The organism is Bradyrhizobium sp. NP1 (assembly GCF_030378205.1).
In the GTDB taxonomy this organism is placed as follows: Bacteria; Pseudomonadota; Alphaproteobacteria; order Rhizobiales; family Xanthobacteraceae; genus Bradyrhizobium.
This window is the reverse complement of sequence record NZ_CP127385.1, coordinates 3,620,197-3,634,559: the sequence shown is the minus strand read 5'-3', so window position 1 is coordinate 3,634,559 and position 14,363 is coordinate 3,620,197. Positions and strand designations below refer to the sequence as shown.

Sequence of the window (14,363 nt, the reverse complement as noted above, 5' to 3'; positions counted from 1 at the left end):
GTTAATTGAGCGGGCTTTTGACGGCCAGAATTGCGCTTCCCTGACGGCAAAGGTCATGTTTTGTTAACCATGAAAGTCCTTAATCGGAATCAGGATTTTCCAATGGATCGGTCAATGCCGGGCGTGCGCGCCATTCCCTACTGCCTGCTTGCTGCGCCGGCCTTGCCGGGCCGCGCGCGGGCAGCCGTGCCGGCTGCAATGGCTGGCGATCGCCGGCCTTGATCCATGCCTGCACCGGACCAGCCGCTTCGTATTCTCCATGCGGTGCGCGCGCCGGTTGGCGGGATATTTCGTCATGTCCTCGACATCGCCGGCGGCCAGGCGGAGCGCGGCCACCAGGTCGGCATCGTCGCCGACAGCCTGACCGGCGGCGAACGCGCGCAAGCGGCGCTTGAGGAAATCGCGCCGCGCATGAAACTCGGCGTGCACAGGCTTGCGATCCATCGCGAACCCTGGCCCACGGACGTGCTGGTCTGGCTGCGCTTCCAGCGCCTGATCCGGCGGCTGAGGCCGGATGTCCTGCACGGCCACGGCGCCAAGGCCGGCGCCTTCATCCGCCTGCGCGGCGCGTCCAAGGACACCATCCGGGTCTACACGCCGCACGGCGGATCGCTGCACTATCCGCCCAACACGGTGAAGGGGCAGATCTACAGCCGTCTCGAGCGGACGCTGATCAACAACACCGACCTGTTCCTGTTCGAAAGCGTGTTTGCGCGCGACACCCTTCTGCGCACCATCGGCACCCCCAACGGCCTCGTGCGCTGCGTGTTCAACGGCGTCACCGCCAATGAATTCGATCCCATCACACCGGCGCAGGACGCCACCGATGTGGTCTATGTCGGTGAATTCAGGCACATCAAGGGGACGGACCTCCTGATCGATGCGGTGGCTCGGCTGCATGCCGACGGCAAGCCGGTCACGCTGACGCTCGCCGGCGACGGCGAGGAGACCGAGGCCCTGAAGGCGCAGGTCGCACGGTTGGGCCTCGCCGAAGCCGTTCGCTTCATCGGCCACGTCAAGCCGCGCCACGGCTTTTCCAAGGGCCGGCTGCTGGTTGTGCCCTCGCGGGGCGACTCCATGCCCTATGTCGTGATCGAGGCAGGCGCGGCCGGCGTTCCCATGGTCGCCGCCAAGATCGGCGGCATCCCCGAGATCTTCGGAACCCAGACCGAGGCGCTGTTCGCGCCCGGGATCGCCGGCGCCATGGCGGACGCGATCGAAATCGCCATGGAGAATCCCGAGGCGGCGCGCGAGCGCGCCAGATCGCTGCGCGAGCGCATCTTCCTGCACTTCTCGCAGAAGGCGATGGTCGAGGGCGTGCTCGCCGCCTACCGCGAGGCGTTCGCGCAGCGATAGAAGAACGCGCCGCACACGCGACATTTGCCGGTCGTTAACCGTCATTTACCAACGTAACCCTTTCTTCCGATTTGTCCTCTAAGCCGATGACGGGGCAATTCCGCGGCCGCGCACGCATTCCCACATGTGCGGCAAAGAACGGAAGGGACACGTGGAACCAATCAACGCTCGCTCGATGCTCGATGCCGCCGCGAATGCGGTGGCGACGGCGACGCCTTCCCGGCCGCGGGTCGAACGCCGCCGGCGGCTGTCGCCCGCGGCATTGGCGGTCACCAACCAGCGCGTTGCGCGCGCCTATTCGCCGATCGTGATCGCGGGCTTCGTCCGCCTCGCCGACTTCGTCGTCCTGAGCGTCGTCGGCATGGCGCTCTATGTCGGCTATGTCGTGCCGCTTTCCGGCTTCCACTGGGAATACGCCGCCTCGATCATCGGGATGACGGCAAGCACGGTGATCTGCTTCCAGGCGGCTGATATCTACCAGGTCCAGGTGTTCCGCGGTCAGCTTCGGCAGATGAGCCGGATGATTTCGTCCTGGACCTTTGTCTTCCTGCTGTTCACCGGGGTGTCGTTCCTCGCCAAGCTCGGCGGCGAGGTCTCGCGGCTGTGGCTCGCCGCCTTCTTCGTCATCGGTCTCGCCACGCTGATCGCGGGACGGCTGTTTTTACGCGCGATGGTACGCCGCTGGGCGCGCCAGGGCCGGCTCGATCGCCGCACCATCATCGTCGGCTCCGACCGCAGCGGCGAGGAACTGGTGAAAGCGCTGAAGGCGCAGGAGGATTCCGACATCGCCGTGCTCGGCGTGTTCGACGACCGCAACGACAGCCGCGCGCTCGAGACCTGCGCCGGCAGCCCCAAGCTCGGCAAGGTCGACGACATCGTCGAGTTTGCCCGCCGCACCCGCGTCGATCTTGTGCTGTTCGCGCTGCCGATCTCGGCCGAGACGCGCATCCTCGAAATGCTGAAGAAGCTGTGGGTGCTGCCGGTCGACATCCGGCTTTCCGCCCACACCAACAAGCTGCGCTTCCGTCCCCGCTCCTATTCCTATCTCGGCGAGGTGCCCACCCTCGACGTGTTCGAGGCGCCGATCACCGACTGGGATCTGGTGATGAAATGGCTGTTCGACCATCTGGTCGGCGCGGCCATCCTGCTGATGGCGCTGCCCGTGATGGCGCTGGTCGCGCTGGCGATCAAGCTCGACAGTCCGGGACCGGTGCTGTTCCGCCAGAAGCGTTTCGGCTTCAACAACGAGCGCATCGACGTCTTCAAGTTCCGCTCGCTCTATCACCACCAGGCCGACCCGAACGCGTCGAAGGTGGTGACCAGAAACGATCCGCGCGTCACGCGTGTCGGTCGCTTCATCCGCAAGACCAGCCTCGACGAATTGCCGCAGCTCTTCAACGTGGTGTTCAAGAGCAACCTGTCGCTGGTCGGCCCGCGCCCGCACGCCGTGCAGGGCAAGCTGCAGAGCCGGCTGTTCGACGAGGCGGTGGACGGCTATTTCGCGCGGCACCGCGTCAAGCCCGGCATCACGGGCTGGGCGCAGATCAACGGCTGGCGCGGCGAGATCGACAACGAGGAAAAGATCCAGAAGCGCGTCGAGTTCGATCTCTACTACATCGAGAACTGGTCGGTGCTGTTCGATCTCTACATTCTCCTGAAGACGCCGATGGCTCTGATGACCGAGAGCGAGAACGCCTACTGAGCGTTGGCGCGCGGCGGGTTCGCGTTGTGTTGCGTAAGTTTGCGAGTATGCGATGGCGTATGCGGCGACAGCCGGAAGCTACCCTGCCTCTGCTGCGCCCGGCGTGCTGGCGCTGCAGCGCGCGCTGGTGTGGCTGATCGCGGCCTCCAGCGCCATCGTCTTCATCGAGCCGAGCCCGTACGAGCTCGTGACGACTGTGGCCATCGTCGTGTTCTTCGCGACGGGCTTGCGGCTGCGGCTCGCATTCATGCCGCTGGTGCTGCTGCTCGCGACGCTCAATATCGGCTACAGCATCGGCGCCATCCCCCTGCTCGCCCAGCCCGAAGTCGCAAGCTGGGTCGTCACGTCCTGGTACATGGCGGTGACCGTGGTGTTCCTCGCCATGGTGATTGCTGAGGACACCGAGGCGCGGCTCGCGATGCTGCGCCGTGGCCTGGTGACCGGGGCAATGATCGCCTCGCTCGCGGCGATCGGCGGCTATTTCAACCTCGTGCCCGGCGGGCATGACCTGTTGACGCTGTACGAACGCGCCCGCGGCACCTTCAAGGACCCCAACGTGCTCGGCGCGTTCCTGATCCTGCCGTCGCTGTTCGTGCTGCAGGACGTGGTCACCGCGCCGTTCGGCAAGGCGCTCCGCGCCACCGTCGCGCTGGCGTCAATGGCGCTGGCGCTGCTGCTCGCCTTCTCCCGCGCCGCATGGGGCGGCCTCATCGTCACGGCGGCCTTCATGCTGGCGCTGATGGTCTTGACCAGCCGCTCCGGCCGCGAGCGATCGCGCATCATCATGACCGCTTTGGTCGCGGTGTTCGCGGTCGCGGCGCTGATCGCGGTGCTGCTGTCGCTCGATTCCGTCGCCGACATGTTCAAGCAGCGGGCAAGCTTCGATCAGAGCTACGACACCGGCCGCTTCGGCCGTTTCGGCCGCCACATCCTCGGCGCCGACATGGCGCTGGACCTGCCGTTCGGCATCGGTCCGCTGCAGTTCCATCGCTACTTCCCCGAGGACACCCACAACTCCTACCTCAACGCCTTCATGTCGGGCGGGTGGATTTCCGGGATCTGCTATCCCGCGCTGGTGTTCCTGACCGTGGTGCTCGGCTTCCGCCACCTGTTCGTTCGCGTGCCCTGGCAGCGGACCTACCTCGCCGTGTTCGCGGCTTTCCTCGGCACGGTCGGCGAAAGCTTCGTGATCGACAGCGACCACTGGCGGCACTTCTGGATGATGCTGGGGGCGATGTGGGGCATGCTCGCCGCCGCCCAGGCCTACAAGGCCGTCGCGGAGCCGCCTAACGTGCTCGCCGTGTTTTCGCAGCCGCCGCGCTCTTCCGAGCGGATGCCTCGCTGATCATTGCCTTGAGCTCCTCGGCCGCCGCCAGCATCGTCTCATAGCTCTGGGAGGCGAACCGCAGCAGCAGCCGCAATTCATCATCGGAATAGGCCCCCCAGTTCTTCAGCATCCCCTGTTGCATGTGCTCGTAGAGTTTCCCGACCTTTGCGACATTCTCGGGAACGATGGATATGAACACCTTGCGGCGATCCTTGTCGTCGCGCTCGCGCTGCACGAAGCCGGCCTTCTCGAGCCGGTCCACGACGCCGGTGATGGCCCCCGTGGTCAATCCGGTCACCTCCGCAAGCCTTCCCGCGGTCGCGCGGCCTTCCAGCGTGAGAAAATCCAGGCATTCGAGGTCTGAGCTCGAGATGCCGGCGTAGTCGGCAACAGCCTGGCCGAAGATCGCGCCCATTCCAGAGGCGCGCCGAATTGCGTGTTCCAGTTCCTGCATCAGCGCAGCGCGCGATTTCGCTCTTGACAAGGCAAGTCCTTTTGTCTTAGTCGTCTAATATCTTAGATACTAAGATAATAAGCGGCTGGGATTTTCAACCCCTTTACGAGTCTGGAGCATGCCATGACCCGACGACCCCGCAAAGCGATCATCATCGGCGCCGGCATCGCTGGCCCTGTCGCCGCGATCCTGTTGAAGAGAGCCGGCATCGACGCCGCGATCTACGAGGGCTGGTCCTATTCGACCGGCATCGGCGGCGGCCTGCAGATCGCGCCGAACGGCATGCATGTGCTTGCCGAGATCGGCCTGGCTTCCGAACTCATTCGCAGCGGCGAGGTGGCCGATGCGTTCGACTTCTACTCCCAAAACGGGGCGCGGCTCGGCTCGATCCACCGCAACATGAAGGCGCGGTTCGGTCAGCCGGCGGTCAACATGAGGCGCGCGACGCTGAACGAGGCGCTCGTGGACAAGGCCTGGTCGTCCTGCGTCGAGGTGCATTTCGAGAAGCGTCTGGCGCGGATCGAGGACCGCGCCGATAGGCCCATCGTCGCGACCTTCACCGACGGGTCCACCGCCGAAGGCGATTTCCTGATCGGCGCCGACGGCGTGCATTCGGTGGTGCGGCAACACGTGAACCCCGACGGACCACGCCCCTTCGATACCGGTCTGGTGGGTATTGGCGGCTTCGTGCCGCGGTCGCTGCTGGAGAATGCGGGGATCGGTCCGCTCATCGAGGCGACGTTCGGGCAGAGCGGATTCTTCGGCTATGGCTTCTGCAGCCCCGATCCCGCGCAGGGCGCGATGTGGTGGAGCACGCAGCCGTCGCACGGCATCGATGCTGCGACCTTTCGCGCCATGGGCGACCAAAGACTGAAGCAGCACCTGCGCGACTTTCACCAGGGCTGGCGCGATCCGATCCCGCGCATCATCGATGCGGCCGAAAACATCGTGGTGACCGACACGCTCGATGTTGCGACCCTGCCGACCTGGTCGCGCGGCCGCACGCTTCTGATCGGCGACGCTGCGCACGCCACGAGCCCCCACGCCGGCCAGGGCGCCTCCCTCGCGCTTGAAGACGCCATGCGGCTGTCGCTTCTGATGCGCGAGGACGAGGAGCTTCAGACCACGTTCGAGCGCTTTGAAGCAGAGCGCCGGCCGCGCGCCGAGCGTATCGTGGCCATCGCCCGGCGCAACGGCAGCACCAAGCGCGAATTCAGTCCGACCGGCGCATGGATTCGCGACCGCATGCTGACGCTGCTGTTACCGCTCACGTCACGCGGCATGGATTTCATGTACGCCTACAATCCATGCGAGCCTACGTCTCGACCTCGAACGTCAACCCGGCGTGATCCACTAGCCGCCTGATCAGCTTGTGCTGCATGGCTGCGCCGGGCGTCCAGAACCCGCCCTTGACGTCCGGCGTATCGCGCAACAGGCAGATCGCGCATTCGGAAATCATCTTCGAGGTCGAGCCATAGCCGGGATCGCGGTCGCCGGTCACGCCGGCGCGAACCTGCCGGCCGTCGGGCGCGATCGCGACATAGAGCAGATCGAAGCGGCCGTTCTCGCGCTCCTCCTTGGAGGGCCCCTCGCCCGGCTTCGGCGCGTTCGGGCCGGTCTTCTCGGCATTGGCCGCCATCACGCGCTTGGCGTTCGCCTCGCCCTTCTCGCCCGGACCGGTCAGCACCATCTCGTCATAGACGAACTCGCGACCATACGGAAAGCCCATCAGCATGTTGGAGCGGTGGACGTTGCGCGTGTTGATCAGCGCCATCATGAAGGGCGCGGCCCAGGATTGCAGGTCTTCCTCGTAAACAGGCCGGTTGCCCTTCGGCTGCTTGGCGCCACTGAAACCCGGGGTCAGCGCAAACGGATCGTTGAGGATGGCGACCAGGCTGAGATCCTTGGCCACAGCCTCGAACTGCGCGCGCGCGCTCGCCGCGGTGCCGCCGGAGAGCGTGCCGCGCATGTCGCGCACACGGCCCTTGACGCGGGCGGCAGGCGCGCCGAACGCCCGTTTGGCTTCTTCCTGCACGAAGAAAGCGCCGAGCTCGAACGGGATGGAATCGAAGCCGCAGGAGAAGATGATGCGCGCGCCGCTCGCTTTTGCGGCCGCCTCGTGCTTGCCGATCATCTGGTGCATCCAAACCGGCTCGCCGCAGAGATCGAAATAGTCGGTGCCTGACGCAGCGCAGGCCGCGACGAGTTCGTTGCCGTAGAGCTGGTAGGGACCAACCGTGGTGATCACGGATTTGGTCTGGCCGATCATGGCTTGCAACGAGGCGGGATCGCTGGCGTCGGCAACGACCAGCGGCGTGTCCGCGGGCGCACCGATCTCGTCGCGGACTGATTTCAGCTTATCGAGGCTGCGGCCGGCCATCGCCCATTTGAGCGCCTTGTCGTTGCGGTAATGAGCCGCGAGATATTCGGCGACGAGCCGGCCGGTGAAGCCGGTCGCGCCATAGACGATGATGTCGAATTTCGGCGAAGCGTTCATTTCAGTTCCTCAAGGGACGGCGCGGATCACTTCTTCCCATACGACACGCCCATGCCCGCGCGCACGTCGGCCTGGATGCCGTAGGGTGCGATCGGATAGCGCAGGCCGTTTTTGGCAAGCTGCTTCATGCCTGTTATCGCCTTGGCGAGATAGGACGGCGGCAGCGCCATCAGCATTTCCTCGTCGGGTACGCCGCCATAGCGCCGTTCGGCAAAGCAGGGCAAGGACAGCGAGGGCTCACCGGTCTTCAATGCCCGGCCCCAGGAATCGGCGCAAGCGGTTTCGCCGACCACGCTCCACTCGAATTTCCGGTAGCCGGTATATTGCAGGCCGTTGATCAGGATGATCATCTGCCCGGGCGTCGCATAGACGAGGCAGACGTCCGGCGGATTGAGCCGTCCGCTGGTCAGCGGGCTCACCGCGAGCGCCTGATATTGACCGTATGGAACCACGTCGAGCGCCTCCTGGCGCTTGCGCGCGTCCTCCGCAGTGCCGTGCCAGACCCCGACATAGTTCTCGCCCGCAAGCCATTTGTCGTCCTGCGGCCCGAGGCCAACCACGGCGCGGCATTGCGCACCGACAAGGTCGTCGGCGGTGATGCCGACGGTCCAGCCGAGCCGCGAGGCCATGCTGACGATCTGGTCGGTGGTGTGGACCGCGCTCGGGCGCCTGATCTTGGGGATCGCGGCCATTTCCTCGACGGTTGCAAACAGCTTCATGCCGATGATCGTCGTCTTCAGGCGAAGCAGCGTGTTGAGATCGGCCACCATGCCGGCCAGATCGAATTGCTCGGGCGCGGTCTGCTGCATGGCATCTCTCTCCCAATGACGGTGTCGATACAGCGTATTATCAGGAATTTGGCACATCATCCGGAAAAGTGGCTATCTCGATCGTCCTTCCGGTCCCGGAAACCAGTCGTCGATCCGGCCGCTGAGGCGATAGGCGATGAGCCCCAGCCATTCGCGTGCGGCGGTATCGGTCTGCGCCAGACCATTGCCAGCACTGAGCGAGAAATTGAAGAGATCGGCGCGGCTGCCGATATGCCAGTCCACCGGATAGGGCTCGACCGCAAACCCCGCCTTGCGGAACAGACCGACCGAGCGCGGCATGTGAAAGGCCGAGGTCACCAGCAGCCAGCGCTCGCCTGGCCTGGGATCGACCAGTGTCTTCGTGAACACCGCGTTTTCGTGGGTGTTGCGCGAGCGCCGCTCCATGATCAGCCGCGCGCGGTCGATACCGAGATCGGCAAGCAGCTCGCCGGCGAAATCGGCCTCGCGGGCATCGTTGGAGATCAGGTTGGCGCTGCCGCCGGTGTAGACGATGCGGGCATTGGGGTAGCGCCGCGCCAGCACGGCGGCGGCAAACATGCGGTCGGGCGCGAACCTGATCACCGGCGTGCCGCGGGCGACCGAGACATCCGCGTCGACCGGTCCGCCGAGCACGATGATGCCGTCGGGTGCGCCTTTCGCCGGATCCCAGACCGGGAACCGCTGCTCCAGCGGATAGATCAGGATGTTGCCGAGCGGGGAAAATCCGCAAATGCCAAGCATCACGATCGACACGACAAGGCATTTACGCCCCAGCGAGGCGCGGCGTGTCGCCAGCAGCAGCACGCCCACAAGGCCCAGCAAGATCAGGAAATTCGTCGGCACCAGGATGACGCCGAGCGTCTTCGACAAGACGAAAAACAAAGAGGGCTCTTTCCAACGTCGGTTGCGGCATACGGCCCTTCGTCATACGCGGGCTTGATCCGCGTATCCATCTTTCTTCAGGCGAAGATTTGATCAAGAATGATGGATTGTCGGGTCGAGCCCGGCAATGGCGAGGAATCTGAAAGACACGGGAAGTGCTGCCCATGGCCTACCATCATCTGCATTCAAGCCCCGAGACCTGTCACTGGGGATTCTTCGAGGCCAGGCTCAAGCCCGTCCTGACCATCGAAAGCGGCGACGAGGTCACCGTCGACACCATCTCGGGCGGTCCGGACGTCGTGCCCGACAAAACGAAATTTCACGTCCCGCCCGAGCTTTTCGAGGTGCATGCGAAGAACGAGCGGATGGTGCCCGGCCATATCCTCACCGGGCCCGTTGCTGTTCGGGATGCGCAACCCGGCGACGTGCTGGAAGTCGACATCCTCGATGTGAAGCTGCGGCAGGACTGGGGCTACAACCTGATCCGTCCCCTCGCCGGCACCCTGCCCGACGATTTCCACGAGCCGCGGCTGCTCAACATCCCGCTCGATCTCAGCCGCATGGTCGGCCGCCTGCCCTGGGGGCTTGACCTGCCCTTGAAGCCGTTCTTCGGGGTCATGGGCGTGGCGCCGCCGCCGGCCTGGGGCCGCATCACCTCGCTGATCCCGCGCGCGATGGGCGGCAATCTCGACAACAAGGAGCTCGGCGCGGGAGCCAAACTCTATCTGCCGGTGTTCGTACCGGGCGCGCTGTTCTCCTGCGGCGACGGGCACGGCGTGCAGGGCGACGGCGAGGTCTGCGTCACCGCGATCGAGACTGCACTTCAGGGCCGCTTCCGGTTGACGCTGCGCAAGGATCTGCGGCTCGCCTATCCCCGCGCCGAGACGCCCGATCACTTCATGACCATGGCGATGGACCCCGACCTCGACCAATGCGTGGTGCGGGCGCTGCGCGACATGATCGTGCTGCTCGGCGAAAAGCGCAACCTGTCGCGCGAGGACGCCTATACGCTCTGCAGCCTCGCCGCCGACCTGCGGGTGACGCAGACCGTGAACGGCTCCAAGGGCATCCACTGCATGATCGCCAAGAACATCGTGCACGGCTGAGCCGGTCCGGCGAGACGGCTCCGCCCTCCTCGCGCGTCAGCCTGCCGCATCCCGTGTCTGCGCCCGGCGGGGGTCATGCCCGCCGTGCAACCGTGCAAAATGCCCGTCACGCAACTGTCACTAATCCATTTCAATCGCCCTTTATGGATGGCGGGCGGGCGTTTGTCCGCGGCTTCAACAAAGGACGTTTGCGATGCCCATCAGCCATAATGGTCATGATCCGTCTCATTCCGACGGCGTAGCCGCTCAGGTGGACGATGATCAGGAAAACGGCGGGTTGAACAAGACGGTAGCGGCCGTGGCGGTGGTTGCCGTCGGGGCAGCCCTGTTCGAGGCGGCGCTGCTGCCCGGCATTGCGGTCGGCGTCGCTGCAGTCGCGGCCCCCAAATATTTCCCCAAGCTCGCGGGTGCGCTGAACCCGCTGTTCAAATCCACGGTCCGCGGCACCTACAAGCTCGCGCAGCGTTCGAAGGAGATGTTCGCCGAAGCCCATGAGCAGGTGAACGACATCGTTGCCGAAGTGAAGGCCGAGAATGAGGCCCAGGCGACCAAGCCGCCGGCCGGCCGCAGCCAGACCGCGGCCTGAGCCAAGACCCGGCCGATGACGGCCGGCTTCTGGACCGCCGGCCGTTGGGAATGCAACGCGGCGCGAGGCCGGCGGCCCGGCGTCGCGGGCTTGCGATCAAGCACCAGAGATTTTTCGATGACGAAGATGAAGCTGCAGATCGCGCACCAGGTGCCCGGGCGCATCCGCATGAAGGTTCCGTCGGTCAAGGCCAACCCTGAGCTGGCCGAGCAGATCAAGCAGACCTTTGCCGTGATCCCCGGGATCGAGGAGGTCATCGTCAACCCGGTGACGGGGAGCGTGGTGCTTCACTACGACACCGACCAGCACCATGCATTTCACGGCCAGCTTCAGCATCACACCGGCGTCCATTGCCCGCCGCCGAACAATGAGATCGATGCGCTGGCGCGCAAGATCGAGCAGGAAGCCGAATATCTCGCCGAACATTCCCATACCGCCAAGGCCGTAGTCGATTTCTTCCGTGACTTCGATCACCAGATCAAGATCGCGACCGGCAACGTCGTCGACCTCAAGATCCTGCTCGCCGGCGGCATTGCCGCTTTCACCATTTTCGAGGTGGGCGCCAACGCCGCGACCCCGGTCTGGGTCACGCTGGCGATCTTCGCGCTCAACCACATGATCCAGGCCAACATGGCCGCGGCCGAACAGCAGGAGGAAGTCCCCGCCACCGCGTGACGCGACGCGCCGGCGGAGACCTGGACTGCATGGAATACTCCTTTCGACATTCGATGCGCGGACGGGTGCGGCTCAGCATCCCCGCGCTCGGTCACAACCGCCGGCTCGCCGAAACCTTCCTCGCCTGGCTGAACGCGCAGAACGGCATCCGCAGCGCGCGGATCAACTATGATTGCGCGAGCCTCGTGCTGGAATATGACCCGGCGCAGGAGACGCTACTCCGCCTCCTGCTCGATCGCGTCAAGGGCCTCAGCCTCGCCGAGATCAAGGCGTTCTGCGCGGAGGCTGTGCAGGCGGCGCCATCGAGCGCACGAGCCAAGGAAGCATCGAAGCAATCGCCGCTGGCGTTGCCGACGCTGTCGCTCGCGATGGCGTTCTCCGCCAATCCGGTCGTGATCGCACTCAACATGCCCTTGATGCTGTGGAACGCCGTGCCGATCGCCCGGCGTGCCTGGAAGGTCTGGGCGAACGAGAAGCGCCTCAACATCGACGTGCTCGACACGCTCGCCATCACCTCCTCGGTCCTGCAGGGCAATCCGCTCGCCGGCTGCATCGTCACCTGGCTGATCAAACTCGGCGACTGGATCCGCGACCTCACCGCGGCCGGCTCGCGCCGCGCGATCAGCGAGCTGCTCGAATTCCAGACCAAGACCGCCTGGATCAAGCGGGACGGCGCGGTGATATCGGTTCCCGCAGCCGAGCTTGCGGCCGGCGATCTCGTAGTCGTCTATCCCGGCGAGATGATCCCCGTCGACGGCGAGGTCATCGAGGGCCAGGCCACGATCGACCAGAAGACCATCACCGGCGAAGGCCTTCCCGTGAACCGCGGCAAGGGCGAAGCCGCCTTTGCCGCGACCGTGATCCGCGAAGGCCAGATCACGGTGCGGGCGCTTCGTGTGGGCTCGGCCACCACCGCCGGCCAGATCGTGCATCTCGTCGAATCCGCGCCGATCGGCGACACCCGCATGCAGAACCACGCCGAGCGCTTTGCCGACCGCCTGGTCGCGCCGACGCTGGCGCTCGCAGCCTCCACCGCGGCCGTCACCGGCGACTTCAACCGCTTCCTGTCGCTCGTCATCGTCGACTACGGCACCGGCATCCGCGTCGCCGCGCCGACCTCGGTGCTGTCGTCGATGACGCACGCGGCGCGCGCCGGCATGATCATCAAGAGCGGCGGCCACATGGAGAAGCTCGCCGATGTCGACACCATCGTGTTCGACAAGACGGGCACGCTGACCCACGGCACGCCGGCCGTGCTCGACATCCTGTCCTACCAGAAATCGATCACGCCGGGCCATCTGCTCGGCCTTGCCGCCGCCGCCGAAACCCGGCTGCAGCACCCGGTCGCTGAGGCGCTTCGCACCCGGGCACGACAGCTCAAGGTCAACATCCCCGCCTGCAACGAGACCACCTATCGGATCGGCCTTGGTGTCGAGGGCCAGGTCAACGGCTACTACGTCCATGTCGGCAATGAGCGCTTCATGCGCCAGAGCGACATTGCGGTCGGACACTCGGCGTCCGACCGCGCCGCGCTGGATGAGCGCGGCTATTCGAGCCTCTATATCGCCGTCGACGGCGAGCTCGCCGGCCTCGTCCCCTATTCCGACGAGATCCGCAACGAGAGCCGTCCCGTGATCGAACGTCTGCATGCGCTGGGGATCAGGAGCAGCATCATGCTGACCGGCGACAACGCGGTGGTCGCGCGCGCCGTCTGCCGCAACCTCGGCCTCACCGAACATTTCGCCGACATGCTTCCGGCCGACAAGGCAAGCGTGATCCAGGAACTGCAGCGTTCGGGCCGCAGGGTCGCCATGGTCGGCGACGGCATCAACGATTCCCCGGCGTTGAGCTTCGCCGATGTCGGCATCGCCATGAAGCACGGCGCCGAAGTCACCCATGAATCCGCCGACGTGATCCTGATGGAGGATTCGCTGTGGAAGCTCGTCAAGGCGGTCGAGATCTCGCAAGGCGCAGTTCGCCTGATCAGGCAGAACTACGGCATCGTGGCGATCCTCAACACGCTGGCGCTCGGGCTTGCGCTGCCCGGCGGGCTGATCACGCCCGAGATCACCGCGCTGATCAGCAACGGCTCGGCGATCCTCGCCAGCATGAACGGAATCCGGCCGATCCTCAGATATCAATGAGCCATGAACCGACCACGATCGTCCTGACCCCGGCTGACCATGCCGCGCTCAAGGTCGCGGTCAGGCATCTGGAAACCCCGAACTTCGCGGCGCGGCTTGCCGACTATGCGGGCGCGCCGGTCAACCGGATCCTCACCTTGCTGCCGAAGACGGTCAACCGCCAGCTGTCGGGACTGGTGCGCACGGCCGTGATGAAGGGCCTCGACGTCGTCGTCGATACGCTGAACGAAAAGCCGGCGGGAACGCCGGCAACGACGTTCTCCTCGCTGCTTGCGGGGGTTGCAGGCGGCGTGAGCGGCATGCTCGGCCTCGGCGCGCTCGCCGTCGAGCTGCCGCTGACCACGACCTTCATGCTGCGCGCGATCGCGGAGATCGCCCAGCACGAGGGCGAGGATCTCTCGAAGCTCGAAGCGCGCCTGGCCTGCCTCGAAGTCTTCGCCTTCGGCGCGAAGCGCACGGAGGAAAATGTCGACGTCGGCTACTATGCCGCGCGCACGCTGATCAGCAAATACACCGGCGACGTCGCAGCGCTGTTCCTCGAGCGGGGCGCGGTCGATGCATCCGCGCCTGTCGTCGCCGGCTTCGTGACCGAGATCGTCTCGCGCTTCGGCCTGGTCGTTTCCGACAAGATCGCCGCCGGCGCGGTGCCTGTGATCGGCGCGGTCAGCGGGGCCACCGTCAACATCATCTTCATGGAGCATTTTCAGCGGATCGCGAAGGGTCACTTCACCTTGCGCCGGCTGGAACGTGCCTATGGCGCCGCTCATGTCCACCAGCACTATTCGGCGCTGGCGAGCGGCCTCTCGAAGCGAGCGGGCTGAGCGA

Annotated in this window: 13 protein-coding genes; 9 read left to right on the top strand and 4 right to left on the bottom strand. The window is 65.3% G+C overall.

Annotated features, from left to right (window positions below; genetic code table 11):
* Nucleotides 1-225: 225 nt before the first annotated feature.
* The 3 genes from QOU61_RS17360 (at nucleotide 226) to QOU61_RS17350 (ending at nucleotide 4,403) form a co-directional block, all read left to right on the top strand.
* On the top strand, nucleotides 226-1,356 hold the full coding sequence (locus tag QOU61_RS17360) for a glycosyltransferase family 4 protein (protein WP_289660860.1): 1,131 nt from the start codon (nucleotides 226-228) through the stop codon (nucleotides 1,354-1,356).
* A gap of 175 nt (nucleotides 1,357-1,531) precedes the next feature.
* Nucleotides 1,532-3,058, top strand: a complete 1,527-nt coding sequence (locus QOU61_RS17355) for an undecaprenyl-phosphate glucose phosphotransferase (protein ID WP_289661572.1) — start codon at nucleotides 1,532-1,534, stop codon at nucleotides 3,056-3,058.
* Nucleotides 3,059-3,110: 52 nt separating this feature from the next.
* Nucleotides 3,111-4,403 carry an O-antigen ligase family protein gene (locus QOU61_RS17350; protein ID WP_289660858.1) on the top strand — a complete coding sequence of 431 codons (1,293 nt, stop codon included), beginning with the start codon at nucleotides 3,111-3,113 and terminating at the stop codon, nucleotides 4,401-4,403.
* Here the strand turns inward: QOU61_RS17350 and QOU61_RS17345 are convergent.
* The gene (locus tag QOU61_RS17345) at nucleotides 4,345-4,839 is read right to left on the bottom strand and encodes a MarR family winged helix-turn-helix transcriptional regulator (RefSeq protein WP_289661570.1); all 495 of its coding nucleotides are present in this window, start codon (nucleotides 4,837-4,839) and stop codon (nucleotides 4,345-4,347) included. The genes QOU61_RS17350 and QOU61_RS17345 overlap by 59 nt on opposite strands.
* Nucleotides 4,840-4,962: 123 nt before the next feature.
* Between QOU61_RS17345 and QOU61_RS17340 the strand changes: the two genes are divergently transcribed.
* Entirely contained in the window at nucleotides 4,963-6,204 is a 1,242-nt protein-coding gene (locus QOU61_RS17340) for an FAD-dependent oxidoreductase (protein ID WP_289660856.1), read from the top strand.
* On the opposite strand, the gene QOU61_RS17335 is transcribed toward QOU61_RS17340, so the two are convergent.
* The 3 genes from QOU61_RS17335 to QOU61_RS17325 all read right to left on the bottom strand — a co-directional run bounded on the left by QOU61_RS17335 (nucleotide 6,155) and on the right by QOU61_RS17325 (nucleotide 9,027).
* Nucleotides 6,155-7,336: a saccharopine dehydrogenase family protein gene (locus tag QOU61_RS17335; protein WP_289660854.1), complete on the bottom strand. Its 1,182-nt coding sequence runs from the start codon at nucleotides 7,334-7,336 to the stop codon at nucleotides 6,155-6,157. The two genes, QOU61_RS17340 and QOU61_RS17335, sit on opposite strands and share 50 nt — an antisense overlap.
* A gap of 26 nt (nucleotides 7,337-7,362) precedes the next feature.
* Nucleotides 7,363-8,145, bottom strand: coding sequence for a DUF169 domain-containing protein (locus QOU61_RS17330; RefSeq protein ID WP_289660852.1), 783 nt, complete (start codon nucleotides 8,143-8,145; stop codon nucleotides 7,363-7,365).
* 72 nt (nucleotides 8,146-8,217) lie between these two features.
* On the bottom strand, nucleotides 8,218-9,027 hold the full coding sequence (locus QOU61_RS17325) for a YdcF family protein (protein ID WP_289660850.1): 810 nt from the start codon (nucleotides 9,025-9,027) through the stop codon (nucleotides 8,218-8,220).
* Between the two features lie 164 nt (nucleotides 9,028-9,191).
* On the opposite strand from QOU61_RS17325, the gene QOU61_RS17320 reads away from it, so the two are divergent.
* From QOU61_RS17320 to QOU61_RS17300, 5 genes are all read left to right on the top strand, one after another.
* Nucleotides 9,192-10,133 carry an acetamidase/formamidase family protein gene (locus QOU61_RS17320; protein WP_289660848.1) on the top strand — a complete coding sequence of 314 codons (942 nt, stop codon included), beginning with the start codon at nucleotides 9,192-9,194 and terminating at the stop codon, nucleotides 10,131-10,133.
* 277 nt (nucleotides 10,134-10,410) lie between these two features.
* The gene (locus QOU61_RS17315) at nucleotides 10,411-10,719 is read left to right on the top strand and encodes a DUF5132 domain-containing protein (RefSeq protein ID WP_289660846.1); all 309 of its coding nucleotides are present in this window, start codon (nucleotides 10,411-10,413) and stop codon (nucleotides 10,717-10,719) included.
* Between the two features lie 117 nt (nucleotides 10,720-10,836).
* The gene (locus QOU61_RS17310) at nucleotides 10,837-11,394 is read left to right on the top strand and encodes an HMA2 domain-containing protein (protein ID WP_289660844.1); all 558 of its coding nucleotides are present in this window, start codon (nucleotides 10,837-10,839) and stop codon (nucleotides 11,392-11,394) included.
* 29 nt (nucleotides 11,395-11,423) lie between these two features.
* Complete coding sequence (locus QOU61_RS17305; RefSeq protein WP_289660842.1) at nucleotides 11,424-13,538, top strand: heavy metal translocating P-type ATPase; 2,115 nt, start codon at nucleotides 11,424-11,426, stop codon at nucleotides 13,536-13,538.
* The gene (locus tag QOU61_RS17300; protein WP_289660840.1) at nucleotides 13,535-14,359 is read left to right on the top strand and encodes an EcsC family protein; all 825 of its coding nucleotides are present in this window, start codon (nucleotides 13,535-13,537) and stop codon (nucleotides 14,357-14,359) included. The genes QOU61_RS17305 and QOU61_RS17300 overlap by 4 nt, the downstream gene beginning before the upstream one ends.
* The last annotated feature ends 4 nt before the right edge of the window (nucleotides 14,360-14,363 follow it).

Excerpts from the sequence above, each read along its gene's own strand:
- QOU61_RS17355 (WP_289661572.1), top strand. The coding sequence starts at position 1,532 with ATGCTCGATGCCGCCGCGAATGCGGTGGCGACGGCGACGCCTTCCCGG.
- QOU61_RS17300 (WP_289660840.1), top strand. The coding sequence starts at position 13,535 with ATGAGCCATGAACCGACCACGATCGTCCTGACCCCGGCTGACCATGCC.
- QOU61_RS17345 (WP_289661570.1), bottom strand. The coding sequence starts at position 4,839 with ATGCAGGAACTGGAACACGCAATTCGGCGCGCCTCTGGAATGGGCGCG.
- QOU61_RS17330 (WP_289660852.1), bottom strand. The coding sequence starts at position 8,145 with ATGCAGCAGACCGCGCCCGAGCAATTCGATCTGGCCGGCATGGTGGCC.
- QOU61_RS17335 (WP_289660854.1), bottom strand. The coding sequence starts at position 7,336 with ATGAACGCTTCGCCGAAATTCGACATCATCGTCTATGGCGCGACCGGC.
- QOU61_RS17350 (WP_289660858.1), top strand. The coding sequence starts at position 3,111 with ATGGCGTATGCGGCGACAGCCGGAAGCTACCCTGCCTCTGCTGCGCCC.
- QOU61_RS17310 (WP_289660844.1), top strand. The coding sequence starts at position 10,837 with ATGACGAAGATGAAGCTGCAGATCGCGCACCAGGTGCCCGGGCGCATC.
- QOU61_RS17320 (WP_289660848.1), top strand. The coding sequence starts at position 9,192 with ATGGCCTACCATCATCTGCATTCAAGCCCCGAGACCTGTCACTGGGGA.
- QOU61_RS17305 (WP_289660842.1), top strand. The coding sequence starts at position 11,424 with ATGGAATACTCCTTTCGACATTCGATGCGCGGACGGGTGCGGCTCAGC.
- QOU61_RS17340 (WP_289660856.1), top strand. The coding sequence starts at position 4,963 with ATGACCCGACGACCCCGCAAAGCGATCATCATCGGCGCCGGCATCGCT.
- QOU61_RS17360 (WP_289660860.1), top strand. The coding sequence starts at position 226 with ATGCCTGCACCGGACCAGCCGCTTCGTATTCTCCATGCGGTGCGCGCG.